Source organism: Rhodanobacter caeni, assembly GCF_039523575.1.
GTDB classification, from domain to species: Bacteria; Pseudomonadota; Gammaproteobacteria; order Xanthomonadales; family Rhodanobacteraceae; genus Rhodanobacter; species Rhodanobacter caeni.
Window position 1 is genome coordinate 782,586 of the sequence record NZ_BAAAFO010000003.1, and the last position, 25,072, is coordinate 807,657.

The 25,072-nt window shown below is 67.4% G+C and carries 19 protein-coding genes; 8 read left to right on the plus strand and 11 right to left on the minus strand.

The annotated features are described in order from the left end of the window. Window positions 1–11 precede the first annotated feature (11 nt). A complete protein-coding gene (locus ABD017_RS12205; protein ID WP_343883021.1) occupies window positions 12–905 on the plus strand; it encodes a pirin family protein in 894 nt (297 codons plus the stop codon). 87 nt (window positions 906–992) lie between these two features. Here ABD017_RS12205 and yoaA read toward each other — a convergent pair whose 3' ends face one another. Continuing rightward, the gene (gene yoaA / locus ABD017_RS12210; protein WP_343883022.1) at window positions 993–2,939 is read right to left on the minus strand and encodes a DNA repair helicase YoaA; all 1,947 of its coding nucleotides are present in this window, start codon (window positions 2,937–2,939) and stop codon (window positions 993–995) included. Window positions 2,940–3,040: 101 nt separating this feature from the next. Between yoaA and ABD017_RS12215 the strand changes: the two genes are divergently transcribed. Beyond that, window positions 3,041–3,484, plus strand: a complete 444-nt coding sequence (locus tag ABD017_RS12215; RefSeq protein WP_343883023.1) for a pyrimidine dimer DNA glycosylase/endonuclease V — start codon at window positions 3,041–3,043, stop codon at window positions 3,482–3,484. 32 nt (window positions 3,485–3,516) lie between these two features. Here ABD017_RS12215 and ABD017_RS12220 read toward each other — a convergent pair whose 3' ends face one another. The 6 genes from ABD017_RS12220 to ABD017_RS12245 form a co-directional block, all read right to left on the minus strand. Continuing rightward, window positions 3,517–4,044: a tetratricopeptide repeat protein gene (locus tag ABD017_RS12220; protein ID WP_343883024.1), complete on the minus strand. Its 528-nt coding sequence runs from the start codon at window positions 4,042–4,044 to the stop codon at window positions 3,517–3,519. Window positions 4,045–4,046: 2 nt separating this feature from the next. After that, window positions 4,047–6,419, minus strand: a complete 2,373-nt coding sequence (mrcB, locus tag ABD017_RS12225) for a penicillin-binding protein 1B (RefSeq protein WP_343883025.1) — start codon at window positions 6,417–6,419, stop codon at window positions 4,047–4,049. A gap of 230 nt (window positions 6,420–6,649) precedes the next feature. Further along, window positions 6,650–7,489, minus strand: coding sequence for an SDR family oxidoreductase (locus ABD017_RS12230; RefSeq protein WP_343883026.1), 840 nt, complete (start codon window positions 7,487–7,489; stop codon window positions 6,650–6,652). Window positions 7,490–7,532: 43 nt separating this feature from the next. Next, a complete protein-coding gene (locus tag ABD017_RS12235) occupies window positions 7,533–9,248 on the minus strand; it encodes a tetratricopeptide repeat protein (RefSeq protein WP_343883027.1) in 1,716 nt (571 codons plus the stop codon). An 87-nt stretch (window positions 9,249–9,335) separates the two neighbouring features. Next, complete coding sequence (locus ABD017_RS12240; protein WP_343883029.1) at window positions 9,336–11,480, minus strand: bifunctional (p)ppGpp synthetase/guanosine-3',5'-bis(diphosphate) 3'-pyrophosphohydrolase; 2,145 nt, start codon at window positions 11,478–11,480, stop codon at window positions 9,336–9,338. 241 nt (window positions 11,481–11,721) lie between these two features. After that, window positions 11,722–11,958, minus strand: a complete 237-nt coding sequence (locus ABD017_RS12245) for a glutaredoxin family protein (RefSeq protein ID WP_343883030.1) — start codon at window positions 11,956–11,958, stop codon at window positions 11,722–11,724. Window positions 11,959–12,210: 252 nt separating this feature from the next. On the opposite strand from ABD017_RS12245, the gene ABD017_RS12250 reads away from it, so the two are divergent. The 6 genes from ABD017_RS12250 to ABD017_RS12275 all read left to right on the plus strand — a co-directional run bounded on the left by ABD017_RS12250 (window position 12,211) and on the right by ABD017_RS12275 (window position 20,302). Then, window positions 12,211–13,593 (plus strand): L-serine ammonia-lyase, encoded by a 1,383-nt coding sequence (locus tag ABD017_RS12250; RefSeq protein WP_343883031.1) that lies wholly within the window; start codon window positions 12,211–12,213, stop codon window positions 13,591–13,593. A gap of 118 nt (window positions 13,594–13,711) precedes the next feature. Next, window positions 13,712–16,801, plus strand: coding sequence for a type I restriction endonuclease subunit R (locus ABD017_RS12255; protein ID WP_343883032.1), 3,090 nt, complete (start codon window positions 13,712–13,714; stop codon window positions 16,799–16,801). Between the two features lie 80 nt (window positions 16,802–16,881). After that, window positions 16,882–17,154, plus strand: coding sequence for a YlcI/YnfO family protein (locus tag ABD017_RS12260; protein WP_343883033.1), 273 nt, complete (start codon window positions 16,882–16,884; stop codon window positions 17,152–17,154). Beyond that, complete coding sequence (locus tag ABD017_RS12265) at window positions 17,151–17,450, plus strand: type II toxin-antitoxin system RelE/ParE family toxin (protein WP_343883034.1); 300 nt, start codon at window positions 17,151–17,153, stop codon at window positions 17,448–17,450. Before ABD017_RS12260 ends, ABD017_RS12265 begins: the two co-directional genes overlap by 4 nt. 28 nt (window positions 17,451–17,478) lie before the next feature. Further along, a complete protein-coding gene (locus ABD017_RS12270) occupies window positions 17,479–19,119 on the plus strand; it encodes an HsdM family class I SAM-dependent methyltransferase (RefSeq protein ID WP_343883035.1) in 1,641 nt (546 codons plus the stop codon). After that, window positions 19,112–20,302, plus strand: coding sequence for a restriction endonuclease subunit S (locus ABD017_RS12275; RefSeq protein ID WP_343883036.1), 1,191 nt, complete (start codon window positions 19,112–19,114; stop codon window positions 20,300–20,302). The genes ABD017_RS12270 and ABD017_RS12275 overlap by 8 nt, the downstream gene beginning before the upstream one ends. Before the next feature lie 107 nt (window positions 20,303–20,409). Here the strand turns inward: ABD017_RS12275 and ABD017_RS12280 are convergent, their stop codons facing one another. Genes ABD017_RS12280 through ABD017_RS12295 form a run of 4 tightly spaced genes read right to left on the minus strand, consistent with a single transcriptional unit; the run spans window position 20,410 to window position 24,965 of the window. Beyond that, window positions 20,410–20,730: a DUF3325 domain-containing protein gene (locus ABD017_RS12280; protein ID WP_343883037.1), complete on the minus strand. Its 321-nt coding sequence runs from the start codon at window positions 20,728–20,730 to the stop codon at window positions 20,410–20,412. Continuing rightward, entirely contained in the window at window positions 20,723–22,390 is a 1,668-nt protein-coding gene (locus ABD017_RS12285; protein WP_343883038.1) for a PepSY-associated TM helix domain-containing protein, read from the minus strand. The genes ABD017_RS12280 and ABD017_RS12285 overlap by 8 nt, the downstream gene beginning before the upstream one ends. A 12-nt stretch (window positions 22,391–22,402) precedes the next feature. Further along, a complete protein-coding gene (locus tag ABD017_RS12290; protein ID WP_343883039.1) occupies window positions 22,403–22,717 on the minus strand; it encodes an iron uptake protein in 315 nt (104 codons plus the stop codon). Window positions 22,718–22,751: 34 nt separating this feature from the next. After that, window positions 22,752–24,965, minus strand: a complete 2,214-nt coding sequence (locus ABD017_RS12295) for a TonB-dependent siderophore receptor (protein WP_343883040.1) — start codon at window positions 24,963–24,965, stop codon at window positions 22,752–22,754. Window positions 24,966–25,072 lie beyond the last annotated feature (107 nt).

Genomic DNA, 25,072 nt, shown 5'->3' on the forward strand with positions numbered 1-25,072 from the left:
CGAGGTACTCCATGATCGAACTCATCATCGCCCAGCGCCGCCGCGACCTGGGCTCCTTCGAAGTCGGCCGCGTGCTGCCGTTCGCCCAGCGCCGCATGGTTGGCCCGTACATCTTTTTCGACCGCATGGGGCCCAAGCAGATCGCGCCGGGCCTGCCGCGCGAGGCGGACGTGCGCCCGCACCCGCACATCGGCCTGTCCACCATCACCTACCTGTTCGACGGCGAGATCATGCACCGCGACAGCCTCGGCTCGGAGCAGTCGATCCGCCCGGGCGAGGTCAACTGGATGACTGCCGGCCGCGGCATCACCCATTCGGAGCGTTTCGAGCAGCTGCGCGCGCACGGCGGGCCGCTGGACGGCATCCAGGCCTGGGTGGCCTTGCCTGACGGGCGCGAGGAAATCGACCCGGGCTTCTGGCATTACGCCAACCACGACTTGCCGGTGTTCGAGGATGACGGCGTCGCCGGGCGGCTGATCGCCGGCCGCCTGGCCGGGCTGCAATCGCCGGTGCAGGTCGACTCGCCGCAGTTCTACGTGCACTGGCAACTGCGTGCCGGCGCGCGGGTGTCGCTGCCGGCCGAATACCCCGAGCGCGCGGTCTACGTGGCCAGCGGCAATGTGGAGATCGACGGCGAGCGGGTCGAGGCGGGCAACATGGCGCTGCTGGCGCCGAGCCAGCCCGCCACCATTGCCAGCGCGGACGGCGCGGTGGTCATGGGCCTGGGCGGCGACCCGGTGGGGCCGCGCTACATCGACTGGAACTTCGTCTCCTCCTCGCCGGAGCGGCTCGACCAGGCGCGCGCCGACTGGGCCGCCGGCCGCATGAAACTGCCGGACCTGGACCACGACGAATTCATCCCGCTGCCGCCGAAGCTGGGTGCGAAGCCGGAGCCGATGTCCTGATCCGCAGCGTGTAGGAGCGCACCCTGTGCGCGATGCTTTTGAGGAATCCCGAATCCCCGCGAAAAGCATCGCGCACAGGGTGCGCTCCTACATCGGCGCCGGCGCGTCATCGAAGAAGGCCTGCACGTCGGCCAATTCGCGCGTGCGGGGCATCGGCGGGACGCTGGCGAGGAAGAGCTTGCCGTAGCCCTTGCCGGTGAGGCGCGGGTCGCACAGCATCAGCACGCCGCGGTCGTGCACGTCGCGGATCAGGCGGCCGGCGCCCTGTTTCAGCGCGATCACCGCGCTGGGCACCTGCCAGCCCATGAACGGGTTGATGCCGGACGCTTCCAGCGCGGCCAGGCGCGCCACCAGCACCGGATCGTCGGGTGCGGCGAACGGCAGCTTGTCGATCACCACCACGCTGAGCGCCTCGCCCGCCACATCCACGCCTTCCCAGAAGCTGGCCGCGCCCAGCAGCACGCCGTGGCCGCTGGCGCGAAATTCCTCCAGCAGTCTGGGCCGCGGTGCGGTGCCCTGCACGAACAGCGGCCAGGGCACCTTGTCCTGCAGCAACTCGGCGGCGCGGCGCAGCGCACGGTGCGAGGTGAACAGCAGGAACGCGCGGCCGTTGGACGCTTGCAGCACCGGCAACGCGGCCTCGATCACCTGTTCGGTGTAGTCGCGCGCATTGGGATCGGGCAGTCCCGAAGGGAGGTAGCACAGGCCTTGCCGCGTGTAGTCGAACGGGCTTTCCAGGCTGAGGGTCTGCGGGTCATCCAGCCCCAGCTGGCGCGCGAAATGATCGAAATTGCCCGCCACCGACAGCGTGGCCGAGGTATGAATCCAGGCCGCCTGGGTGCGTTCGCGCAGGCCGCGCATCGGCGCAGCCAGGTCGAGCGGCGTGGCATGCAGGGCGAAACCGCGCGTCCATGTTTCGTACCAGCGCACGTCGCGCTCGCTGCGATCCTCCACGATGCGATCCAGCCGCCCGCTCAAGGCGGTGGCGCGCTCGCTGAGGTGGGAGAAGCCGCGCGAGCGCTCGGCCTGCGAGCCCAGCAGCTCGGCCAGCGTGGCCAGCAGCTCGCGCAATCCGTGCAGCGCATCGCGCACGGCGGCGCGATCCTCCAGCGCCTGGAAGGCGCCGCGCTGCGGCAGCGGCGCCATCGCCAGGCGCAGTTGGCGCAGCGAATCCTGCAACGCCTCCACCGGCTCCAGCAGCAGGCCGATGGCGCCGGTGACTCCCGTGCATTCGGCCAGCGCATCGTGCGCCAGGTCGGTCAGCTGGCGCGCGCTCACGCTCTGCGAAAAGAACTGCCCGGCCAGTTCGGGCACCTGATGCGCCTCATCCAGGATGAAGGCGGCGGCGCCGGGCAGGATCTCGCCGAAACCTTCCTGCTTCAGCGCCAGGTCCGCGAACAGCAAGTGGTGATTGACCACCACCACATCGGCCTCCATCGCCTCGCGACGCGCCTTCACCACGTGGCAGTCGTCGAAGAACGGACACTCCACGCCCAGGCAGTTTTCCGGTGTGGAGGTGACGCGCGGCCACAGCGGCGATTCCTCCGGCACCTCGGCCAGTTCCATCCGGTCGCCACGGCGGGTACGGGCGGACCAGGCGCGGATGGTGGCCAGCTGCGCGGCCTGGCTGCGCTCGAAGGTGGCGCCCTCGCGCACCGTCTGGTCCAGCCGGTACAGGCACAGGTAGTTGGCGCGGCCTTTCAGCAAGGCGGTCTTCAATCGCGCGCCCAGCACCGAGCGCACGCGCGGCAGGTCGCGGAAATACAGCTGGTCCTGCAGCGTCTTGGTGCCGGTGGAAATGATCACCCGCTCGCCCGACAGCAACGCCGGCACCAGGTAGGCGAAGGTCTTGCCGGTGCCCGTGCCGGCCTCGGCGATCAGGGTTTCGCGGCCGGCGATCGCCTGGGCTACCGCCTGCGCCATCCGCTGCTGCGCCTCACGCGGGGCGAAGCTGGGCACCTCGCGCGCAAACGGGCCATCGCTGCCCAGCAGCGCCGCAACATCCGTGGTTGCGGGGTCGTCGTGATCGATCATCACGCCAGTATCGCCGAGCGATCGCGGCGGCGAAACCACGCGCGCTTCCGGACGCTGCCGCTTGCGGCGACAATGCGCGCATCTGCGCGGAGATCCATCCCATGCGGTTATGGACACTGCATCCCAGCTACCTGGACCGGCAAGGCCTGCTGGCGCTGTGGCGCGAGGCGCTGCTGGCGCGCGCGGTGTTGCGCGGCGAGACGCGCGGCTACCGCAATCATCCGCAGTTGCAGCGCTTTCGCGCCCACCCGGCGCCGCTGGCCGCGATCGAGGCCTACCTGTGCGCCGTCTACGCCGAGTCGCTGGCGCGCGGCTACGTTTTCGACCGCAGCAAGATCGAGCCGGTTTGCGCGGTGGCACCCATCGCCGCCAGCACCGGCCAGCTGGCCCACGAATGGGCGCACCTGATGGCCAAGCTGCAGCAACGCTCGCCGCAACTGCACCAGCAGTGGAAGGCCTGCAGGAAGCCGGGCTGCCATCCGCTGTTCCGGCTGGAGCCCGGACCGGTGGCGGACTGGGAGCGCGGCGGCGCCATCGAAAGCTGAAGTTTCAGCGTATGGACGTCTGGACGTCCGTATCAATAGCGCGGCACGGCCGCCTTGTGGCATTCGCCCAGCCACTTGCGCGCGGTGGCGGCACCGTTCTCGTCGTCCGCGTGCTGGCGCAGCTCGACAATCGTCTGCCAGTTGCGGGCGCACAACGGACCCAGCTTCGGGCCCAGCGACCACGAGCGGTGGGCCAGCTTTTCGGCGCCGCTGAAATCGCCCAGGCGGATGGCGATCTCGGCGCGATCCTGCAACAGGGCGGGCGAATCCGGGCTGAGCTTCAACGCCTGGTCGAGCTTGGCCGCGGCGTCGGCATAGCGCCCAGCGTTCGCATCGGCGCGCGCGGCGTCCTGCAGGCCGGTGACGCCGGGATCACCCAGCGGGTTGACGGCGATGACCGAGCTCTCGCGGTCACCGGCGGCGCGGACGGCGGCCACCATGTCGTGGGCGGGCACGGCCGTGCGCGACGGTGCGGGTGGCGGCGGCGTGGCGCAGCCGGCAACCAAGGCTACGGCCAGCAACAAGGCGCCGCGACGGGCGGCTTTTGCAAGATACGACATGGTCAATTCCGGTACGGATCAGCGGGGTTCGACGGAGCAGCAGGAGCCGGCGGAGCGGCAGGTGCGCCCGGCGCATCGGTAGCGGCGGGCTGGCCGATGCCGAACAGGCCCTGCACGCTCTGCCAGGCGCAGCCATCGACCTCGGCGGGCAGGCTGCCGGCCACCACCGGCACCTGTTGCGCACCGTTGCATTGCGGCTCGGTGCGGCGGCCGGTGGCGGGGTTGATCCAGGCCATTTCCAGGCCGCTGCCCGGCGCGCTGGACAACGGCCGCGTGGGCAGCTTGGCGAACAGTTCGCGCCAGGCGCGCAGGCCGCCGGTGGCGCCGAACAGGCCGGCGGGCTTGTTGTCGTCGCGGCCCATCCAGAACACGGCCAGGTGTTCGCCGGTGTAGCCGGCAAACCAGCTGTCGCGCAGGTCGTTGCTGGTGCCGGTCTTGCCGGCGGCGTGCAGCCACGCCAGGCCCGAGTCGCCGATCGAATGCGCGGTGCCGTACAGCGCCACCTGCTGCATCGCCCAGGTAACCAGCCGCACCGCGCTCTGGTATTCGCCGTCGCCGGGCTGCACCTGATAGCGCTTGATGGTGCGGCCGTTGCCATCGAGCACGCCGCTGACGGCAACCAGCGGCAGCGCGTGGCCGTCGGCGGCCAGGTACTGGTAAAGCTGGGTGACCTGCAGCGGCGAGAGATCCAGCGCGCCAAGCAGCAAGGACGGGCTGGGATTGACGCCGGTCAGCCCGAACGACTGCAGGAACGCCTTGATCCGCGGCAAGCCCAGCGCCAGCCCCAGGTGGATGGTGGCCAGGTTCCACGACTTGGCCAGCGCGTCCACCATCGGCACCATGCCGTGGCTCTGGTTGTCGTCGTTCTGCGGCGTCCACACGCTGCCGTTGGGCTGGCGCAGGGAGATCGGGCCGTCGTCGAGCAGGCTGGCCAGGTTCCAGCGCTCGGGCTGGGTCAATGCCACGAGGTAGATGAACGGCTTGATCGTGGAGCCGATCGGCCGGCGCGCATCCAGCGCGCGGTTGAAGCCCTGCGCCCCCGGACGCTTGTCGCCCACCACGGCCAGCACGCTGCCGGTTTGCGCGCCGGTGACCACCGCCGCCGCCTGCACCGCCTCGCCCCGCTTGCCCAGGCCTTTCACCGTGCTGCTGATCGCCTGCTCGGTGTAGATCTGCGCGGCCGGGTCGAGCGTGGTGAAAATGGACAGGTTGCCGCCGCGCAACGTCTCGTCGTCGAAATCGCTGGTGATCTGCTCGCGCACCAGTTGCATGAAGGCGGGGAAACGGTTGTGCGGCAGCTGGCCGTTCTTGATCACATCCAGCGGGGCCGCCTGCGCGGTATTGGCCTGCGCGCCGGTCAGCAGGCCGGTGGTCTCGAACTCCTGCAGCACCAGGTTGCGGCGCGCCAGCGCACGCTCGGGATAGCGGCGCGGATCGTAGTAGCTGGGGCCTTTCACCAGGCCCACCAGCATGGCGATCTCCTGCGGCCGCAGCGCCTCCAGCCGGCGCCCGAAATAGAACTCCGACGCCGCCGCAAAACCGTGCACCGCCTGGTCGCCGCGCTGGCCCAGGAACACCTCGTTGATGTACGCCTCCAGGATGCGCGCCTTGCTGTAGTGCATCTCGATCAGCACCGACATCAGCGCTTCGTTGATCTTGCGGGTGAAGCTGCGCTCGCGGGTGAGGAACAGGTTGCGCACCAGCTGCTGGGTCAGCGTGGACGCGCCCTGCACCGTGCGGCCGGCGCGCAGGTTGGCGACCGCCGCGCGCGCGATGGCCGAGAAATCGATGCCGATGTTGTGCTTGAAATCGCGGTCTTCCACCGCCTGCAGGCCGCTCACCAGCAAGGGCGGCACGTCGGCCAGGTGCACGATGCGCCGCTCCACCTGGCTGGCGCCGTACAGCGTGGCGATGCGTGCCGGGTCCAGGTGCGCGATGGTCATCGCCTTGCCGCTGGCCGTGTCGGTCACCGAACGCACCTCGCCCTTGCCCAGGGTCACCTCGATCCGCTTCGGCAACTCGCCGCCGGCGGGGCCGGCATAGCCGCGCGAGGCGATGGTGTAGCGCGAGCCATCCTTGACCCAGCTACCGGGCAGGTGGCCGCGGTCGCCATGGCGGTAGCCGGCAAAGGTCAGTTCCAGCTCCAGCGCGGCGCTCGTCATCGGCACGCCCGCGGCCAGCGGCAACGGCCGCGCGTACACCCGCGTGGGCACCGCGAACACCAGGTCGTTGAAGCGGTCCTGTACCCGCTTGTTCAACACCAGCATGTACGGCAGCACGAAGCCCACCAGCAGGCCCATGCCGATCCAGAACGGGATGCGCAGCCACGGCCACGAGCGGCGCGCCAGGGAACGGGTACGGGTCAGGAAGGCCAACGGCGGGGAGTCCTCGATCAAATGCGTCGATCATAGGGCCTGCTACCCGAGGCGCATATGAATGGTGCGGGCCGGGAAAGAGGCGAAACGCAGGCAATGCGCCCCCGGTAGGAGCGCACCCTGTGCGCGATGCCCCTTGCGGGATTCGGGATTCGGGATTCGGGATTCGGGATTCGGGATTCGGGATTCGGGATTCGCAAAAGCAAAAGCATCGCGCACAGGGTGCGCTCCTACCGGGGAGGTACCCACATCGATGGATCGGGATCGAACGGGCCTGGATGGATGCCGAGCAGGCGCTGCAATTCGCCGTTGTCGGCGATCAGGTCGGTGTCCAGCCGGTTCAGCGGCCCGCGCAGCCGCGGCAGTGCGCGGGCGCAGGCGCGCAACAGGGCGCCGGGCAGCGGCAAGGGCAAGGTGGCGCAGGGCTGGCTGCGGCGCACGCGGCGGAACATCTCGACGAACGGCAGGCGCTCGCCACCGCCGATCGGCAGGATGCGGCCGGCCGCGGCCGGGCAATCCAGCGCCGCCAGCACGGCCTGGGCGATGTCGTCGGCGTGTACCGGCTGGCGCAGGCCGCGCCCGCCCGGCAGCGGAAAAACCCGCAGGCGCTGCGCGCGACGGGCGATCGGCGTGAGGCTCTTGTCCATGCCGGCGCCATAGATCAGCGTGGGCCGCAGCACGGTCCACGCACAGCCGTGGCGGGCGCAGGCGGCCGCCAGCGCCGACTCGCCATCGCGCAATTGCTGCGAGATGGCGCGTTCGGCCGGCACCGCCGAATCACGCTTGGTCTCGGCACTCATCGAGCTGGTGGCAATGACCCGGGGCGCGGTCGCGAACGACGTGGCGGCCAGCCAGTCCGCGAACGGCTGCAACGGGCCGAAGCTGATGACGGCCGAGAGCGGCGGCAACGCGGGCACCTGCTCGGGAAGCTGGCCTTGCAGCCAGCGCACGCCGGCCGGCGTCGATCGCGCCCGACGGCTCACGGCGATCACCGACTCGCCGCGATCCATCAACCGCGGCAACAGGAAATGGCCAATCTGGCTGCTGCCACCAAACACCAGGATCGTCATGGCCGGCTCGCTCCCCGTGCGGATTGAATGCCGCCGGCTGGATTCACGGACCGCCCTGCAAACGGATGGCCATTTCCTGCACGCGCGCGCTGTCGGGCGCCAGTTTGCGGGCGCTGTTGAGCGATTGCGCGGCGCCCACGCGGTCGCCGCTGGCCAGCTGGCGATCGGCCTGGTCGAGCCAGGCGTTGGCCAGGCGATTGCCCAAGGTGCGCTGCGCGGGGTCGCCCGGCGCCAGTTCGGCCAGGTTGGCCAGCATGTCGGAGGCCGCCCCCAGCCGGCCGGCGGCCAGCGCCTCGTTGAACTGCTTTTCCACCTGCACCGGCAAGGCCTGCAGCCCATGCCGCGCCTCGGCGTTGTTGCCGTCGATGGCCAGCGCCTGACGATACAGGTCGTAGGCGCTCTCGCCGGGCGGCAGCATGATGTCGCCGCGCGTGGCAGCCGCCTGCGCACGCTGCAGCAGCTGGGTGATTTGCGCCTGTTGGGCGGCGGACAAGGCGGGCGATACCAGCCCCGCATCGTCCGGCGCGGCTTTCGTCGCTGGCGCCGTCGAGGCATCGGACGGCGTGGCATCGGTGGTGGCGATACGCGCCCGCGCCGCGGCCAGGTCGGCCGATTGCGGTGCCAGCGCGGCCGCCTGGTCCAGCAAGCCGGCGGCCTGGCTGCGGTCGCCGGCGTCGATCGCGGCATTGGCGCGCACGATCATCGCCTGCGCCACCATGCCCAACCCGGCACGCGCGTCGCGGCTGTCCGGATCGAGCGCCAGCGCCGCCTTGAAATGCGCCAGCGCGGTGTCGTCGCCGGGACCGCTGATGCGGCCTTCGCCAAGCGCGGCGCGCCCCTGCCTGATCGCCTCGTCCAGCGCGTCGCTGTTCTGCTGGCGCTGCTGCGCCTGCTGCGCGCGCAAGGCGGGCAACGCGCCGTGGCTGGGTAGCAGCGCGGCCAGCCGGTCGATCAACGCGGCCGCTTCGCTGTCGTGCTTTGCATCGAGTGCCTTGCGCGCCTGCTCGGCCAGCGCGTCGCCGACCTGGTTGAGGCCGTGGGCGGCCACCGCATTGCCCGGGTTGGCACGCAGCACCTGCAGATACAACGTGCCGGCGCCCTGCTCGCCATCCAGCTTGCCGGCCGCATAGGCCTGGCGTGCGCGATCGACGAGATCGTCGGTCGGCAACTTCGCCGCGCGGGCCTTTTCGATGGCATGGTCGAGCCGGTCGATGTCGCTGCCGCCGCCCAGCAGTTCGCGCGCCACGGCGGCATGCTGCGCGGCCTGGTCGAGCTGGCCGGCCTGCAGCGCCGTGTCGCCCTGCGACAGCTCGGCACGGCCGACCTGGTGCAGGCCGTTGCGGGCGGCATCGTTGTCCGGCTCCAGTGCCATGGCGGCCTGGTAGAGCTCGCGGGCACTGGTGCCGTCCTGGCCGTCCAGACGTCCATCCTGCAAGGCCTGTTGCGCGCGGCTCAGCACGTCGTTCAACTCGGTGCGCGGCAGCATGCCACGCAGGTCGTTCTGCTTGACCCACACGACGACGACCAGCGCCACGACGATCAGCAACAGCACGGCCATCAGCCAGCCGCGCCGGCCCGGCGCCGATGGCGGCGCGCTGGCGCGGACGTGGCCGCGGGACACGCGCGGCTCCACCGTCACCTGCGGCAACCCGTCGGATGCCGGCGCCGGGGCGGGCGCGTCCAGCCGGTCGATGTCGCCGAGCGTGGGCTCGGTGCGACGGCGCGGATCGTTTTCGTGGTTTTCCCTGTTTCCGCTCATAAATCCATGGCTTTCCGGGCAACTGGCCCAGCTTAACATCGGCCTGGCGACGCCCCGCGGGCGCGGGCGCCGGTATTGCGCGTGGATTCAGCCGACGCCCACGCGGCGGGCGTCGATCACGTTGGGCAGGGCCTGCAGCTTGGCCAGCAGGATCGACAGCTGCTCGTAATCGCGCACGCGCAGGGTGAAGCGCATCTCCACCTCGCCCGTCTGCACGAACAGCCGGCTGGACGAGGCGATGATGTGGGTGTTGGCGTTGCTGATCACGCTGGTGATGTCTTTCTGCAGGCCCTTGCGGTCGTAGCCGCGCACTTCGATGTCGACTTCATACGCCTGCGCCGACGCCGTGCCCCAGTTCACCTCGATCACCCGATCCGGATCGCGCCGCGCCAGCCGCGCCAGGCTGGCGCAGTCGGCCCGGTGCACCGACACGCCGCGGCCGCGGGTGATGAAGCCGCGCACCGGATCGCCCGGCAGCGGCTGGCAGCAGCGCGCCAATGTGGTCAGCAGGTTGCCGATGCCCTGGATGCTGAGCGCGCTGTGGTCGAGCGTGGCGTGGCGCGACGCCACCGGTGTGGCCGACTGGGTGACCAGCGGTGCCGGTGGCTGCGCTGCCTCCTGCAGGACGCGGGTGAGCTGACCGGGCGTGATCTCGCCCAGCGCCACCGCCACCAGCAGGTCGTCGGTGGTCTTCAGGTTGAAATGGGCAGGCAGTTTCGCCACGTCGGTGGCGGCAACGGCGGGCAGCGCCATGCGCTTGAGCTCGCGCTCGAACATGGCGCGGCCGGCCGCCACGTTGGCGTCGTGCGCCAGCTTGCGGAACCACACGCGCACCTTGTCGCGCGCCCGCGCCGTGTTGAGATAGCCGTGATGCGCCGACAGCCAGTCGCGGCTGGGTTCGGCAATCCTGGTGGTGAGGATCTCCACCCGATCGCCACTTTGCGGCTGGAACGTCAGCGGCACGATGCGGCCATTGACCTTGGCGCCGCGGCAGCGATGGCCCACCTCGGTGTGCACGTGGTAGGCGAAATCCAGCACGGTGGCGCCGTGCGGCAGATCGAACACCTCGCCCTTGGGCGTCAGCAGGTAGACGCGATCCTCCAGCAGCTCGGTCTGCAGGTCGGCGGCGAGCTTGCTGTCATCCTCGCCGCGCGTGTCGAGCAGCTTGCGCATCCAGGCGATCTTGGCCTCGAACTCGGCATCGGCGCTGCCGCCCTCCTTGTAGCGCCAGTGCGCGGCCACGCCCAGCTCGTTGGCGCGGTGCATCTCGTGGGTGCGGATCTGCACCTCCAGCGTCTTGCCCGACGGCCCCACCACGGCCGTGTGCAGCGACTGGTAGCCGTTGCCCTTGGGCCGCGCGATGTAGTCGTCGAACTCGCCCGGCAGGTGCGGCCAGCGCGCATGCACCACGCCCAGCGCGGCGTAGCAGTCGGACACGCTGTCCACCAGCACGCGCACCGCGCGGATGTCGTACAGGTCGGAAAACTCCAGCGCCTTGCGCTGCATCTTTTTCCAGATGGAATAGATGTGCTTGGGCCGCCCGGCCAGGTCGGCATGGATGCCGGCGGCCTGCAGATCGCGCTGCAGCTCGTCCAGCGATTGGCGGATGAACGCCTCGCGGTCGGCGCGGCGCTCGTCCAGCAGTTTGGCGATGCGGCGGTAAGTGTCTGGCTGCAGGTAGCGGAACGCCAGGTCCTCCAGTTCCCACTTCAGTTGCCAGATGCCGAGCCGGTTGGCCAGCGGCGCGTGGATGTCGCGGGTGAGCCGGGCCAGCGCGGCGGCCTCTTCGGCCGGCCATGCCGCGGCGGCGCGCATCCGCGCCAGCTGCCGCGCCAGCAGGATGAACACCACGCGCAGGTCGCGGATGATCGCCAGCAACAGCCGCCGCAGGCCCTCGGACGCCCCTTCCGGGGCGCGCTTCTGCGCATGCAGCGCCCACACCTGCTCGGCCGCCTGCTGGCCGGCCACCAGCCGCTGCACGTCGGCCGGTAGCGATTCGCCGCGCGCCTTCCATACCGCCGGCGCCACCCGCGCCAGCTCGAACCACAACGCCGCCGCCAGCGTCTGCGCATCGCAGCCGAGCATGTCCAGCAGATCCAGCACGTCGGCGCAGCCGGCCTCGTCCAGCGGCTGGCCGGCGCAGGCGTCCAGCGCGTCGGCCAGCAGCGGCGACAGCGCCGCGGCGCGATCACGCCAGCGATTCAGGCTGGAAGGTTGGGCGGCACGAACCATGATGGGCGGGGTTCCGGGGGACGTTTCATGCTCTTGACTGGCGATCAGGCTCAGCCATGAGTTCCGTTCGCGCTGAGCGTAGCTTGCGATAGCAAGCGAAGTCGAAGCGGCCCTTCGCGGCTACCCTTCGACTTCGGCCCTGCGGGCCTACGCTCAGGGCGAACGGACAGAAGCTCAGCTGAGCCTGGTCGCTGACCGGCCTCATTTTAGGACACGGCGAACGCCATGATCGTGACCGGTATCAGCCCGGCACGCCCAGAAACGTGCGCACCGCGGCCGCGTCGAATGGCCAATCCAGTTCGCGGCCTGTGCGCGTATCGCGCAGCACGGGCACGCGTACGCCGTAGCGCGCTTCCAGCTCGGGCGAGTCATCCACCCACTGGCTGTCGAAATCCGGCGCGTGCGCCTCGGCCAGCACCGCCAGGGCCAGGTCGCAGAGATGGCAGTAGTCGCGCTGGTACAGGATCAGATCAGGCATGGATACTCTTGCTCAAGATCGCCCAGCCCCAACCGTTCGCGCTGAGCGTAGTCCGCGGAGCGGGCGGAGTCGAAGCGCCGCCAAGGTGCGGGTTGCACATCGCTGCCGTGTCCTTCGACTTCGGCCTTCGGCCTACGCTCAGGATGAACGGGCGTGAGCAGTCATCATTCGGGTCGGGCATGCGTTTCGGCAGGGGCTGGGTTCAAGGTCGCTGCGTAGAATAACCCGCACCTCTTTCATCGCCGCCGCAGCATGGCCGTCAGCGTATTCGACTTGTTCAAGATCGGCATCGGGCCGTCCTCCTCGCACACGGTGGGGCCGATGCGCGCGGCGGCGCGTTTCGCCGAACGCTGGCTGGAGGAAAAGGGCGTGCTGGACCAGGTCACCCGCGTGCGCGCCGAACTCTTCGGTTCGTTGGCGCTTACCGGCCGCGGCCATGGCACCGACAAGGCCGTGCTGCTGGGGCTGGAAGGCCAGCATCCCGACACCGTCGATCCGGATTGCATCCCCGCCACGCTGCAGCGCATCCGCGCCAGCGGCCGGCTGCAGTTGCTGGGCAAGCGCGACATCGCGTTCGACGAGAAGAGCGACCTGGTATTCAACAAGCGCCAGAAGCTGCCGTTCCACACCAACGGCATGCGCTTTTTCGCGTACGACGCCGAAGGCAACGAACTGGCCACGCGCGACTACTACTCCGTGGGCGGCGGCTTCGTGGTCAACAAGGACGAGGCCGCCGAAGACCGCATCGTGGCCGACACCACCGAACAACCCTACCCGTTCAGCAGCGGCGACCAGATGCTGGCCTTGTGCGAACAGCACGGCATGACCATCGCGCAGCTGATGATGGCCAACGAATCGGTGTGGCGCAGCGAAGCGGAAACACGCGCCGGCCTGCTGACGATCTGGCAGGCGATGCAGGATTGCGTGGCCCGCGGCCTGCGCTCGCCCGGCACCCTGCCCGGCGGCCTGCACGTGGCGCGCCGCGCACCGGCGATGGCGGAGGAACTGCGCAACCAGCCCGAGGCGGCGCTGCGCGATCCGCTGACCATCCTGGACTGGGTCAACCTGTACGCGCTGGCGGTGAACGAGGAGAACGCCGCCGGCGGCCGCGTGGTCACCGCGCCGACCAACGGCGCGGCCGGCATCGTGCCGGCGGTTGGCCATTACTACCTGCGTTTCTGCCCCAAGGCCGACGAGGACGGCATCGTCGACTACCTGCTCACCGCCGCCGCCATCGGCATCCTGTACAAGGAGAACGCCTCCATCTCCGGCGCCGAAGTCGGTTGCCAGGGCGAAGTCGGCGTGGCCTGCTCGATGGCCGCCGGCGGCCTCACCGCCGCGCTGGGCGGCAGCATCCGGCAGGTCGAGAACGCCGCCGAGATCGGCATGGAGCACAACCTCGGCCTCACCTGCGACCCGATCGGCGGCCTGGTGCAGATCCCCTGCATCGAACGCAACGCGATGGGCTCGGTGAAAGCCATCAACGCCAGCCGCATGGCCCTGAAAAGCGATGGCAAGCACCGCGTCAGTCTGGACAAGGTGATCAAGACCATGCGCGACACCGGCCGCGACATGAAGGACAAGTACAAGGAAACCAGCCGCGGCGGGCTGGCGGTCAACGTGATCGAGTGCTGAGGCGGGTCGCAGGGTTTGCGCCGGTGGAAGCACCTGGGGCATAAACTGTCCGGGACGCACGCCGCAGCGACGTCTCCACCGATGATCGCAACGATCCGTCCCAGGGCAGGAACCGGTCTTGACCACGTTCAATGAGGATTCGCGAGTCAAGATCCCGGCCCTGCTGCATCTGTCGCGGCTGGGCTACGACTACCTGTCGCTGAAGCAGGCGCGTCGCGATGAGCGCAGCAATATTTTTCCGGAGATTCTCGAAACAGCCCTGCTACGCATCAACCCCGACCTGCACCGCCAGGACCTGTCCAGCCTGCTCGATGAAATCCGCCTGGACCTGCAGAACGAAGACTTGGGCAAGGCGTTCCACAAGCGCCTCACCGCACGCTCGGGCGTACGCCTGATCGACTTCGACAACCTCGACAACAACAGCTGGCACGCCGTCACCGAACTGCCGTTCGAGAACGGCGAGGACAACTTCCGCCCCGACATCACCCTGCTGGTCAACGGCCTGCCACTGGCCATCATCGAGGTGAAGAAGCGCATGAATCCCGGCGGCGTGCTCGAAGAGCGCCGGCGCATGGATCGCCGCCACGCCAACCGCAAGTTCCGCCACTTCTTCAACCTGATCCAGCTGCAGGCGTTCTCCAACAACATGGAGTACGACGAGGCGGCCATCGATCCCGTGCAAGGCGCGTTCTATGCCGCGTCCACCTATGGCGACGCGCACTTCAACTACTTCCGCGAGGAACGCGCGGCGGAGCTTGCCGGTGCCATCGGTCCGCTGCGGGAAGACACCGAGGACGCCATCCTCACCGACACCAACCTGGTCAGCATCAAGGGCACGCCGGAGTTCGAGCGCAACAAGGCCGCCGACACGCCGACCCATCGCCTGCTCACCTCGCTGTTCAGTCGCCAGCGGCTCGCCTTCATCCTGCGATACGCCTTCGCCTGGCTGGATGAGGAAGACGGCATCCAGAAACACGTGATGCGCTACCCGCAGTTGTTCGCCACCTTGGCCATCGCCGATCGTCTGGCGGCGGGCGTGCGCAAGGGCATCGTCTGGCACACCCAGGGCAGTGGCAAGACCGCGCTGGCCTATTACAACGTGCGCTTCCTCACCGACTGGTTCCGGCAGACCGGGCAGGTACCGCGGTTCTACTTCATCGTCGACCGGCTGGATCTGCTCAAGCAGGCAAGGGACGAATTCCGCCTGCGCGGCCTCACCGTGCACGTGATCGACAGCCGCGACGCCTTCGCCCGCGACATCAAGCAGAGCGGAGCCGCCCGCAACGACCGTGGAACGGCCGAGATCACCGTGGTCAACATCCAGAAGTTCAAGGACGACCCGGAGGTGACCGCCGCGCAGGACTACAACCTTGCCGTGCAGCGCGTGTACTTCCTCGACGAGGTGCACCGCAGCTACAACCCGAAAGGCAGCTTTCTCGCCAACCTGGAACAGTCCGATCGCAGCGCGATCAAGATCGGCCTCACCGGCACGCCGCTGATCGGCGAGCAGTTGCAGTCCAAGGCGCTGTTCGGCGACTACATCCACAAGTACTACTACAACGCTTCGATCGCCGATGGCTACACCCTGCGCCTGATCCGCGAGGAAATCGCCACCCGCTACAAGATGCAGCTGCAGCAGGCACTGGCGGCGATCGAAGTGCAACAGGGCGGCATCGAGCGCAAGGCGCTGTACGCCCACAAGCACTTCGTCGGCGCCATGCTCGACTATATCCTGCGCGATTTCGTGCAGTCCCGTATCACCTTCGGCGACGACAGCATCGGCGGCATGGTGATCTGCGACAGCGCCGAGCAGGCACGCGAGCTGCACCGCCAGTTCCAGCAGCTCATGCAACGGGAGGCGCGGCCCATCGTGGCCGAGCCGGCCAACGATGCCGCCTACCGGCAGGATCGCGTGGCCGAGGATGCCGCCCGTTACGCCAAGCAGCCGCTCAGCGCCGTGCTGATCCTGCACGACGAGGGCGACAAGCAGTCGCGCGAAGACCAGGTCAAGGCCTACAAGAAAGGCCGGATCGACCTGCTGTTCGTCTACAACATGCTGCTCACCGGCTTCGACGCGCCGCGGCTCAAGAAGCTGTACTTCGGGCGCGTCATCAGGAACCACAACCTGCTGCAGGCGCTGACCCGGGTCAACCGCCGCTACGGCAAGTTCCGCTACGGCTACGTGGTGGACTTCGCCGACATCCAGGCCGAATTCGACAAGGCCAACCGCGACTACTACGACGAGCTCACCGCCGAACTGGGCGACGAGATCGAGCACTACAGCCAGCTGTTCATGAGCGAGGCCGAGATCCGCGCCAGCGTCGAGGCCATCCGCGAGGCGCTGTTCGCCTTTTCGCTGGACGACGCCGAGCTGTTCTCGCAGCAGGTCGGCCAGATCCATGACCGCCAGCAACTGCTCGCCATCGTCAAGGCGCTCACCCAGGCACGCGAGCTGTACAACCTGATCCGCCTCGGCGGCCACGAGCAACTCGCCGGCTTGCTCGATTTCCGCAAGCTGCGCCTGCTGCACATCGAGGCCCAGAACGCGCTGGCCGCGCTCAACCTCAAGCACCAGCTGGAACACGCCAGCGACACCTCCGGCCTGCTCAACCAGGCGCTGGAGGACGTGATCTTCAAGTTCGAGAAGGTTGGCGAGGCCGAACTAAAGCTGGCCGACGAACTGAAGGACATCCTGCGCCGCACCCGCGAAACCCTGGCGTCCACCCAGGACCCGCAAGACCCGGCGTGGATCAGCCTCAAGGACGAACTGGAGCGCCTGTTCAAGGCCAAGAAACTCAGCGAAGTGAGCCAGCAGGACATGCAGGCCAACATCACGGCGCTGCGCGACATCGAACAACACGCCCGCGTACTCGAGCAGGCCAACGCCAACCTGGCCGCCCGCTACGGCGGCGATGGCAAGCTGATGCGCGTGCACAAGCGCCTGCTGGACTCGCACCGCCTCGGCGACAACCAGACCCGCCTGCACGCTGCGCTGGCCGGCATCAAGCGCGACATGGACGGCGCCGTGCTGGGCAACCGCGAACTGCTGGGCAACCCGGCGTTCTTCGAGCGCAGCGTGATGCCCATCGTGATGCGGCACTTCCAGGACAAGCCGCCCGAGCCGGACGCTGACACCCGCCGCCTGATCCAGCGGCTGCTGGTGGGCGAATACCTGGGCGAATCCCAGGGACGGTTGCCCTTCGGTTGAACGCGGATTCCTTGTTCTGGCGAATCGCACGATCGCATGCTAGGGTTTGCATCGCAGATGCAATACATGAGGATGCCGCCATGAAAACCGCTACCCTGCCGCCGCTTCGCGTCTCTCCCGAGTTGCGCCAGGCAGCCGAGGCTGCATTGCGCGAAGGCGAAAGCCTGTCGAGTCTGATGGAGCAATCCTTGCGCGACGAGGTCAATCGCCGCCGCACGCAGGCCGAGTTCATCGCCCGCGGTCTGGCGGCGCGGGAAGAAGCCAAACGTACCGGCGTGTACTACACCGTCGACGAAGTCATGGGTTCCCTGCGCGACATCCTGGCCGAGGCCAAGGCGAGAAAGCGCAAGTGAGCCACCGGGTCCGGTTTTCCGAAACGGCCCTGCGTGATATCGAAAGGCTCTATCAGTTTCTCGCCGACCGCGACATCCAGGCCGCCGATGACGCGTTGCATGCTCTCGAAAAAGCGTGGGAGCTGCTGGGCAACTTTCCCTTTTCCGCGCGCAAGGCGGATCCCGCCAGCCCACTCCTGCGCGAACTGATCGTCCCCTTCGGCGGCGCAGGCTACGTCGTGCTGTTCGACATCACCGATGGCGCCACCCTCACCGTGCTGGCCGTTCGCCACCAGCGCGAAGACGACTACCACTGAAACCGAACCTTCGACATTCCCGAACCCGATGAACCCGCCCAGCTACCAGCAACAAACCCGCGACCTGATCGACGGCCTCAAGGCCGTGTGCGCCAGCGCCGGCCTCGGCAACGACGGCAATGAATACAAGATCATCGTGCAGACCTTTCTGTACAAGTTGCTGTGCGACAAGTTCGCTTACGAGATGAAGCGCGCCTGCCCGGCGCTGGCCGGCGTGGACGACTGGATCGTCGGTTGGCAGGCACTGCCCGAAGAGGCGCAGCAAGACCTGCAGGACATGCTGCCTGCGGAAACCCCGCGCCTCAGCGCCGACCAGCTGATCCCCAGCCTGTTCAACCGCCAGAGCGAACCCGGCTTCGCCCGGCTGTGGGACGACACCCTGATCGCCATTGCCGTGGCCAACAACGACATCTTCGCGGTGCAGACCGACGACGGCGAGAAGGTGCCGCTATTCGACCGCTTGAGCGAATACGTCACCGGCAGCCTGGAGAAGCGCGACGGCTTCGTGCGCGCGCTGTTCAACAAGCTGGTGGGGGTGAGCTTCGAGCGCCTGTTCGAGCAGAAGTACGACTTCTACGCCGCCCTGTTCGAATACCTGATCAAGGACTACAACAAGGACAACGGCGGCAAGTACGCCGAGTACTACACCCCGCACGCGGTGGCCACCATCATGGCCGACATCCTGGTGCCCGAAGACCAGCGCGGCACGGTGAAAAACGCCGCCTGCTACGACCCGGCCTCGGGGTCGGGCACCTTGCTGATGGCGCTGGCCCATGCCATCGGCGAAGACCATTGCAGCATCTGGTCGCAGGACATCTCGCAGAAATCCTCCAGCCTGCTGCGCCTGAACCTGGTGCTCAACAAGCTGGTGCACTCCATCCCGCACATCACCCAGGGCAACACCATCCTGCACCCGGTGCACAAGGTCGGAAAGTCGCTGCGCCAGTTCGACTACATCGTCTCCAATCCGCCGTTCAAGATGGATTTTTCCGATTTCCGCGACGACCTGGACAGCGACGCCAACGCCACACGCTTCTTCGCCGGCATCCCCAAGGTGCCCAACAAGGCCAAGGACAAGATGGCGATCTACCTCTTGTTCATCCAGCACATCATCGCCAGCCTCAAACCCGGCGGCAAAGCGGCCGTGGTGGTGCCCACCGGTTTCATCACCGCCGCCAGCGGCATCGAGCTGCGCATCCGCCAGAAGCTGGTGGACGAGAAGATGATCGCCGGCGTGGTCTCCATGCCCAGCAACATCTTCGCCACCACCGGCACCAACGTGTCGATCCTGTTTCTTGATCGCAGCGAGCGTGACCGCGTGGTGCTGATTGATGCCTCCGCGCTGGGCGAGAAGGTCAAGGAAGGCAAAAACCAGAAAACCCTGCTCAGCGGCGCCGAGGAGCAGCGCATCGTGGACACCTTCAACGCCCGCGAGCAGCAAGAGGATTTTTCGGTGGTGGTCGATCACGCGGCGATCGCGGCGAAGAATTATTCGCTGAGCGCGGGGCAGTATTTCCAGGTGAGGATCGATTACGTGGATCTGACGTCGGAGGAGTTCTCGGCGAAGGTGGCGGCGTATCAGGCGAATCTGGTGGGGATGTTTGAGCAGTCGCGGGAGCTGGAAGGCGAGATTGGCAAAGGACTTGCGAGGCTCGCGCTGCATGTGTGATGACTTCACCACGATTAGCGCGGTCGCCGACATCTTCGATGGCCCTCATGCGACCCCGAACAAAACCGACGACGGCCCGTTTTTCCTGAACATCGCCAGCCTGCAAAACGGGCGCCTGGTGCTTGCTGACTCTGCACATCTCAGCGACGAAGATTTCGTCCGCTGGACGAGGCGCGTCACTCCCAGCGAGAACGACCTGTTGTTCTCATACGAGACGCGCTTGGGTGAGGCTGCGCTCATGCCTGCGGGTATCAGGGCGTGTCTCGGACGCCGCATGGGCTTGTTGCGTCCAAAACTCGGCAAGGTCGATCCGGAGTTCCTGCTGTACTCCTATCTTGGCCCGCACTTTCAACAAGAAATCGTCGCGAACACGATCACGGGCGCAACCGTTGATCGAATCCCCGTTTCCGAAATCGGAAAGTTCAAGATACGAATTCCGGAGCTTGCCGAGCAGCAAAAAATCGCCGCCGTCCTCTCCGCCCTCGACGCCAAGATCGACCTCAACCAGCGCATCAACGCCGAGCTGGAGGCGCTGGCGAAGACGATCTACGACTACTGGTTCGTGCAGTTCGACTTCCCCGACGCCCACGGCCGTCCCTACAAATCCAGCGGCGGCGCGGTGGTCTGGAACGACACCCTCAAGCGCGAAATTCCGGCGGGGTGGTGCGTGCTGACGATTGGCGATGTGATCCTGAAACAGCCGAAAGCTCTTAAGGTACCGACCAGTTCCGTACAAACAAATGGCTCAACGCCAGTTATCGATCAAAGTACAGATTTCATTTGTGGATACACCGATGAAGCCGACGCCAAGATAGAAATTGAAACGCCACATGTCGTATTCGGTGATCATACGCGGATAGTCAAACTCGTCTGCTTTGACTACGCGCGAGGTGCAGACGGAACCCAAGTGTTGGTTCCGAACACGGAATTAGTGGCACCATTCGCATTTTTTCAATCCATAGCCAGGGTTGACCTGTCGAACTATGGATACGCGCGCCATTTTAAGTTTCTCAAAAGTGCACACATAGTCGTGCCAGAGATTTGCTTAGCCAATGGATATGATGAAGTCGTGAGGCCACTCTTCACTTCAGTTGAAGGCAACAGGCGACAGAACCGCGAACTCACCCACCTCCGCGACTGGCTCCTCCCCCTGCTGATGAACGGCCAAGTGCGCGTGGCATGACTGTGCGCGCTGCACCGCCATGCTGCTCAAGCGCCTGAAGCAGTCGAGCTCCGGCGTTCCAGAGCTTCCACGACGACGTGATGTGCGATGCACTCGCACCCCGCGCCTCACACCCACGGCGCCAGCATGCGCAACCAGCGCGGGCGCCAGGCCAGGGTGAAGGCGACCAGCAGGGAGGCGGCCGTCGAGGACATTACCCAGACCAGGGCCGCCATCGAGGCGTGATCCACAGCCAGGCACAGGCCCAGCGCAGCGACGATGCCCGCCACACCCAGCCATCGCAGAAGGCGTGCCATGACCGATGAGGGAGCGCGCTCCCACACCCGTTGCGCATGCACCGGCATCGACACGGCCAGCCAGCCCATGCCGGCCACGCTGGCTAGCCACGCCGCCAGCAACAGGCAGGTCGCGAGTACGGCGTCAGGCACGTGCCATCTCCATGCCGGCCATGCGTGACGGCGCGGCGTGGGCGCGGCGCTTCAACGCGCGAGCCGTCAGACAGGCCACGGCGGCGCTGCACAACAGGAACAAGTCGATGCCCGCCACCGGCCAGTAGCCGGTCGCGATCGTGCGCCACAGGTAATCGCCGGTGGTGATTCCGTTCAACACCATGGCTGACAGCGCCAGCGTCGCGATCGCGATGCACTGCTCGCGCCAGGCCGGATTGGCCAATCCCTGCGCAACCGGTGCGCTGCGCCAACCGGCATGCAGCAGCGCCAGCGCCCAGGTGCCCCAGAATGCGTAGCGCTCCCAGTCGTCGCGCGCCGGCAGGTTTTCCGGCAGCAGGCGATTGGCCACCAGGATGCCCAGCGTAGCCAGCAGCATGCCGGTCACCGTGGTGACCGCCAGCGCATCGACGATGCGTGCGCCCTGGCTGCCCCGCTGCGCATGCTGGCGCTTGCGCTTCTCGACGAAGAACACGAAGCCGGTCGCGATGCAAACCGCGCCGGCCAGTCCGCCCAGCAGGTAGAACCAGCGCAACAGCCAGTGGCGGAAGTGCTGCAGGTGCAGCCCGGTGAGAAATTCGCTGACGCGGCCCGTGGACGTGGCCGGCGGATCAACGCGAATCAGTTCGCCCGTCGATGCCTTGAAGTGGATGCCGTCGCCCACCAGCGCGATGCGATCCGTGCCGGCGCGGTAGACGCTGACGTAGCCGTTGGCGTCGCCCACGTGCTGCAGCATCAGCAGCCCGACGTCGCCGGCCTTGTCGTCCGCGGCCCAGCGGCGTTGCGCCTCGGCCACCATCGCATCCACCGAGGCCAGCCCCGCCGGCACGCCGGCACGGTCGTGCGGCAAGCCGGTTTCCCGCGCTTCCACCTGTTCATGCAGATCGTGCAGGCCGTGCAATTGCGTGTGCCCCACCGGGAAGTAGTAGGCGCTGGCGAAGATCACCAGGCCGGTGAAGGCAAAGAAGAAATGGAACGGCAGCGCCACCACGCCGGTGAGGTTGTGCAGGTCCAGCACGCTGCGCAGGCGCGCCCTGCCCGGGCGGAAGGTGAAGAACTCGCGCAGCAGCTTGCGGTGCATGATCACGCCGCTGACCAGGGCGGCCAGCATCATCAGCGCGGAGAAACCCACGATCCAGAAGCCCAGGTTTTTCCAGTCCAGCGTGAGGCTGTAATGCATCGGGTAGAAGAAGCCGCTGCCGATCTTCAGCTGGTCGTCGGGCAGTGCCTTGCCGCTGCGCGGATCGATGGTGGCATAGGCCCAGATCGCCTCCTCCGGGTCTTTCGCGTTGGGCACCTCGTAGCCCGCGTACAACGCCAGCACCGGATCGCGGTGGGTGGTGTAGGCGCTCCAGTTGACCACGGTGTCGAAGCGTTGCGGCATCGCGCCGTCGACCCGCAGACGCATGGCGTCGACCGCCTCGGACGTGGGGTGCATGCGCTCGAACGCCGGTCGCAGCACCCGCTCGAACGAAGGCATCGGTTGCGGCGCGATGCGGGTGGCGGGGACCGTCCAGCGGTCGATCTCGCGATCGAACACCGACAGCGCGCCGAAGAAGAACGCCGCCATCAGCACGAAGCCCAGCACCAGGCCGAACCAGGTGTGCAGCCATGCCATGGCCTGCCGGAAATTGGAAAACATCACGGCGCCTCCTCAGGTCAGCAGCGATTGCACGAACGAAGCGGCGGCCGTCATCAGCGCGCCCGCGCCCGGCAGCACCAGCCAGGCCATGGCCAGCCGGCGCGTGGCGACGGTGCACAGGAAGGCCGCGAGGTAAGCCAGCAGCCCCGCCACGGCGCCCAGGAATTCGGCATCGTGGAATGCCATCCCCGCCGCAAACAGCAAGCTGGTGACGGCGGCGACCGTGCCCCACGCGAAGGCGTAGCCGCCGAGCACGGCGGCGCCTACGCGCGATGCGACACGAAGGCGGGCGGCGGGCGAATCGTGGATAGCGGATGTGTTGGACATGGCGTTGGCTGCTGCCTCTCCGCAGTGAAGTCGATCAGAGGCGCCAGTCGAGGCTCAGCATGTAATTGCGTGGCGCGCCGTAGAAGCCGCTGTAGCGCAGCGTGCTGATGTACTTCTCGTTGGTGATGTTGCTGGCGTTGAAGCGCAGCGTGGCATCGGGGCGGAAGTCCCAGCCGACGAAGCCGTTGAGTACGGCATAGCTGTCCTGGCGCACCGTGAAGCCGCTGCTCTCCACGTTGGAAATGGCGCTCTGCCAGCGACCGCCGACGCCGAAGGACAGCGGCGTGTAGCTGGGCAGGTGCGCGCTGAGCAGCACGTTGGCGGTGCGTCGCGGCACCCAGCGGTAGGTGTTGTTGCCGTCGGCACCGGTCAGCCTCAGCGAGGTATAGCCCACCACCAGGTCGAGGTTGTCGCCGAGTTTGCCTGTGGCCTCCAGCTCGATGCCCTTGGACTCGACGTCCACCGGCGCGTAGATGGACTGGGCGTATTCGTTGTATTGCCCGGTGGGCGTGGCCAACCCGTCCTGGTCGGCCTTGAACACGGCCAGCGTGGTCAGCAGGCGCTTGTCCAGCCAGTCGGCCTTGATGCCGGCCTCGTAGTTCACGCCCTTGCTGGCGTCGAGGTAGCGGTTGTCTGCGTCGACCTGGTCCTGCGGCTGGTAGATGTCCGAGTAGCTGACGTAGCCCAGCACGTGCTCGTTGAAATCGAAGGTAAGGCCGCCGTAGGGGCTGGTGTGGCTGGTGGTCTGGTCGAAGACGAGATCGTACGAATTGCCGTTGCGGCGGTACTGCGCGTAATTGACGCCGACGAGGGCCTTGAGGCGGTCGGTCAGCGCGATCCGGGTGGCGCCGAAGGCACGCTTCAGCCGCTGGTCCAATACCGAGTAGAGCGAGCTGTCGCTCCACGCCGGCTCGGCGATCGCATCGGTGGGATACGGGAATGCCGGCAGCGCGCCCCAGGCGGGCGAGTCGGCATCCGCGCTGCGTTCCCAACTGTCCGACGTGCTGCGGGCGAGGCTGGTGCCCAGCATCACTTCCTGGTCGCGGCCCAGCCATTCGAAATGGCCGTTCAGCGTCACCGATCCCAGGTGGGCGGTGGCCTTGTCGCTGCCGGCCCACGGGTAGCCGACCAGGCCCAGGCCGGTGCCCGGGTCGAGCGCATCGGAGATGCCGTCGTTGTCCGGGTCCGGCAGGTAGGCGTAGAACATCTTTTCGTCGCCGACGGAGCGGCGGTAGTTGTACGACGCCTTCAGTTGCCAGTTGTCGCCGAGCTGGTGGGTGTATTCGGCGAAGGCGGTCTGGTTGGTGGTGTTCCAGTAGGTCCAGTCCTGCGTGGTGGAGGCGCTGGTGGGCCACTCGGCCTGGGCGCCGTCGCTGTCCATGAAGGTCAGCGCGCCCCACATGATGCCGTTGGATTTGGCCCGCTGGTACGAGTAGCCCACGGTCAGTGTGCCATTGTCGCCGACCTGGCCATCGACCACGCCGTACAGGTAATTGCGCGCGTTGTCGTTGCCGCGCAGGTAGGAGTCGCCGTCCTCGTGCGCGGCCACCACGCGCCCGGCCCAGCTGCCGTCGGTGGTGAACGGGGTCGAATAATCGACCTCGGCGCGCTTGGTGCCCCACGAGCCGTAGCTCACGCCCAGCGAACCCTGCCGCTCGTTGGTGGGGCGCTTGCGCACGTAGTTGATGGTGCCGGCGGCATTGCCGACGCCGGTGAGCAGGCCGTTGGCGCCGCGGATCACTTCCACCTTCTCGTAGCCGAAGCTGTCGAACGCGCCGGTGGAGATGCCCCAGTTGTTGGGCAGGCCGACGCCGTCGATCTGGGTGTTGAGGATGTCGAAGCCGCGCGAAGTGTAGGTGGTGCGGTTGGTTTCCCACTCGTCGACCTGGATGCCGGTGGCCAGGCGCAGCGCGTCGTTGACGCTGGTGGCGCCGAACTGCTGCATCTCTTCGTCGCTCACCACGCTGATCGACTGCGGCGTGTCCTTGATGCTCAGATCGAGATTGGTCGCGCCGTTGCTGACGCGGTCGTCGCGCTGGGCGACGACCATCACCGCGCCCAGGTCGGTGGCCGCGCTGCTGCCTGTCGATCCGCCGCTCGAAGCCTCCTGCGGCGCGGCCAGCACGGCACCCGTCGCACCGGCCAGTGCCAGGCAGATGGCCAGGCGCATGCCGCCATAGATGGGTGCAGTCGAACGTGTTGATGGCACGTGCGCGAACGGCGGGCGAATGGAGTTGATGGCGCGCATGGTTATCCTGGTCAAGGGGACGGGCGTTGTTCCAGGCAACGCGGTGGCTTGCTCCGCGCGGCTGGCATCGACGAATTGGCGCATCATTAAATGCGAATGCTTCTCAT

Coding starts and splice junctions, on each gene's coding strand:
- ABD017_RS12205 (WP_343883021.1), top strand. CDS start 12: ATGATCGAACTCATCATCGCCCAGCGCCGCCGCGACCTGGGCTCCTTC.
- yoaA (WP_343883022.1), bottom strand. CDS start 2,939: ATGATCGATCACGACGACCCCGCAACCACGGATGTTGCGGCGCTGCTG.
- ABD017_RS12215 (WP_343883023.1), top strand. CDS start 3,041: ATGCGGTTATGGACACTGCATCCCAGCTACCTGGACCGGCAAGGCCTG.
- ABD017_RS12220 (WP_343883024.1), bottom strand. CDS start 4,044: ATGTCGTATCTTGCAAAAGCCGCCCGTCGCGGCGCCTTGTTGCTGGCC.
- ABD017_RS12230 (WP_343883026.1), bottom strand. CDS start 7,489: ATGACGATCCTGGTGTTTGGTGGCAGCAGCCAGATTGGCCATTTCCTG.
- ABD017_RS12235 (WP_343883027.1), bottom strand. CDS start 9,248: ATGAGCGGAAACAGGGAAAACCACGAAAACGATCCGCGCCGTCGCACC.
- ABD017_RS12240 (WP_343883029.1), bottom strand. CDS start 11,480: ATGGTTCGTGCCGCCCAACCTTCCAGCCTGAATCGCTGGCGTGATCGC.
- ABD017_RS12245 (WP_343883030.1), bottom strand. CDS start 11,958: ATGCCTGATCTGATCCTGTACCAGCGCGACTACTGCCATCTCTGCGAC.
- ABD017_RS12250 (WP_343883031.1), top strand. CDS start 12,211: ATGGCCGTCAGCGTATTCGACTTGTTCAAGATCGGCATCGGGCCGTCC.
- ABD017_RS12260 (WP_343883033.1), top strand. CDS start 16,882: ATGAAAACCGCTACCCTGCCGCCGCTTCGCGTCTCTCCCGAGTTGCGC.
- ABD017_RS12270 (WP_343883035.1), top strand. CDS start 17,479: ATGAACCCGCCCAGCTACCAGCAACAAACCCGCGACCTGATCGACGGC.
- ABD017_RS12275 (WP_343883036.1), top strand. CDS start 19,112: ATGTGTGATGACTTCACCACGATTAGCGCGGTCGCCGACATCTTCGAT.
- ABD017_RS12285 (WP_343883038.1), bottom strand. CDS start 22,390: ATGTTTTCCAATTTCCGGCAGGCCATGGCATGGCTGCACACCTGGTTC.
- ABD017_RS12290 (WP_343883039.1), bottom strand. CDS start 22,717: ATGTCCAACACATCCGCTATCCACGATTCGCCCGCCGCCCGCCTTCGT.
- ABD017_RS12295 (WP_343883040.1), bottom strand. CDS start 24,965: ATGCGCGCCATCAACTCCATTCGCCCGCCGTTCGCGCACGTGCCATCA.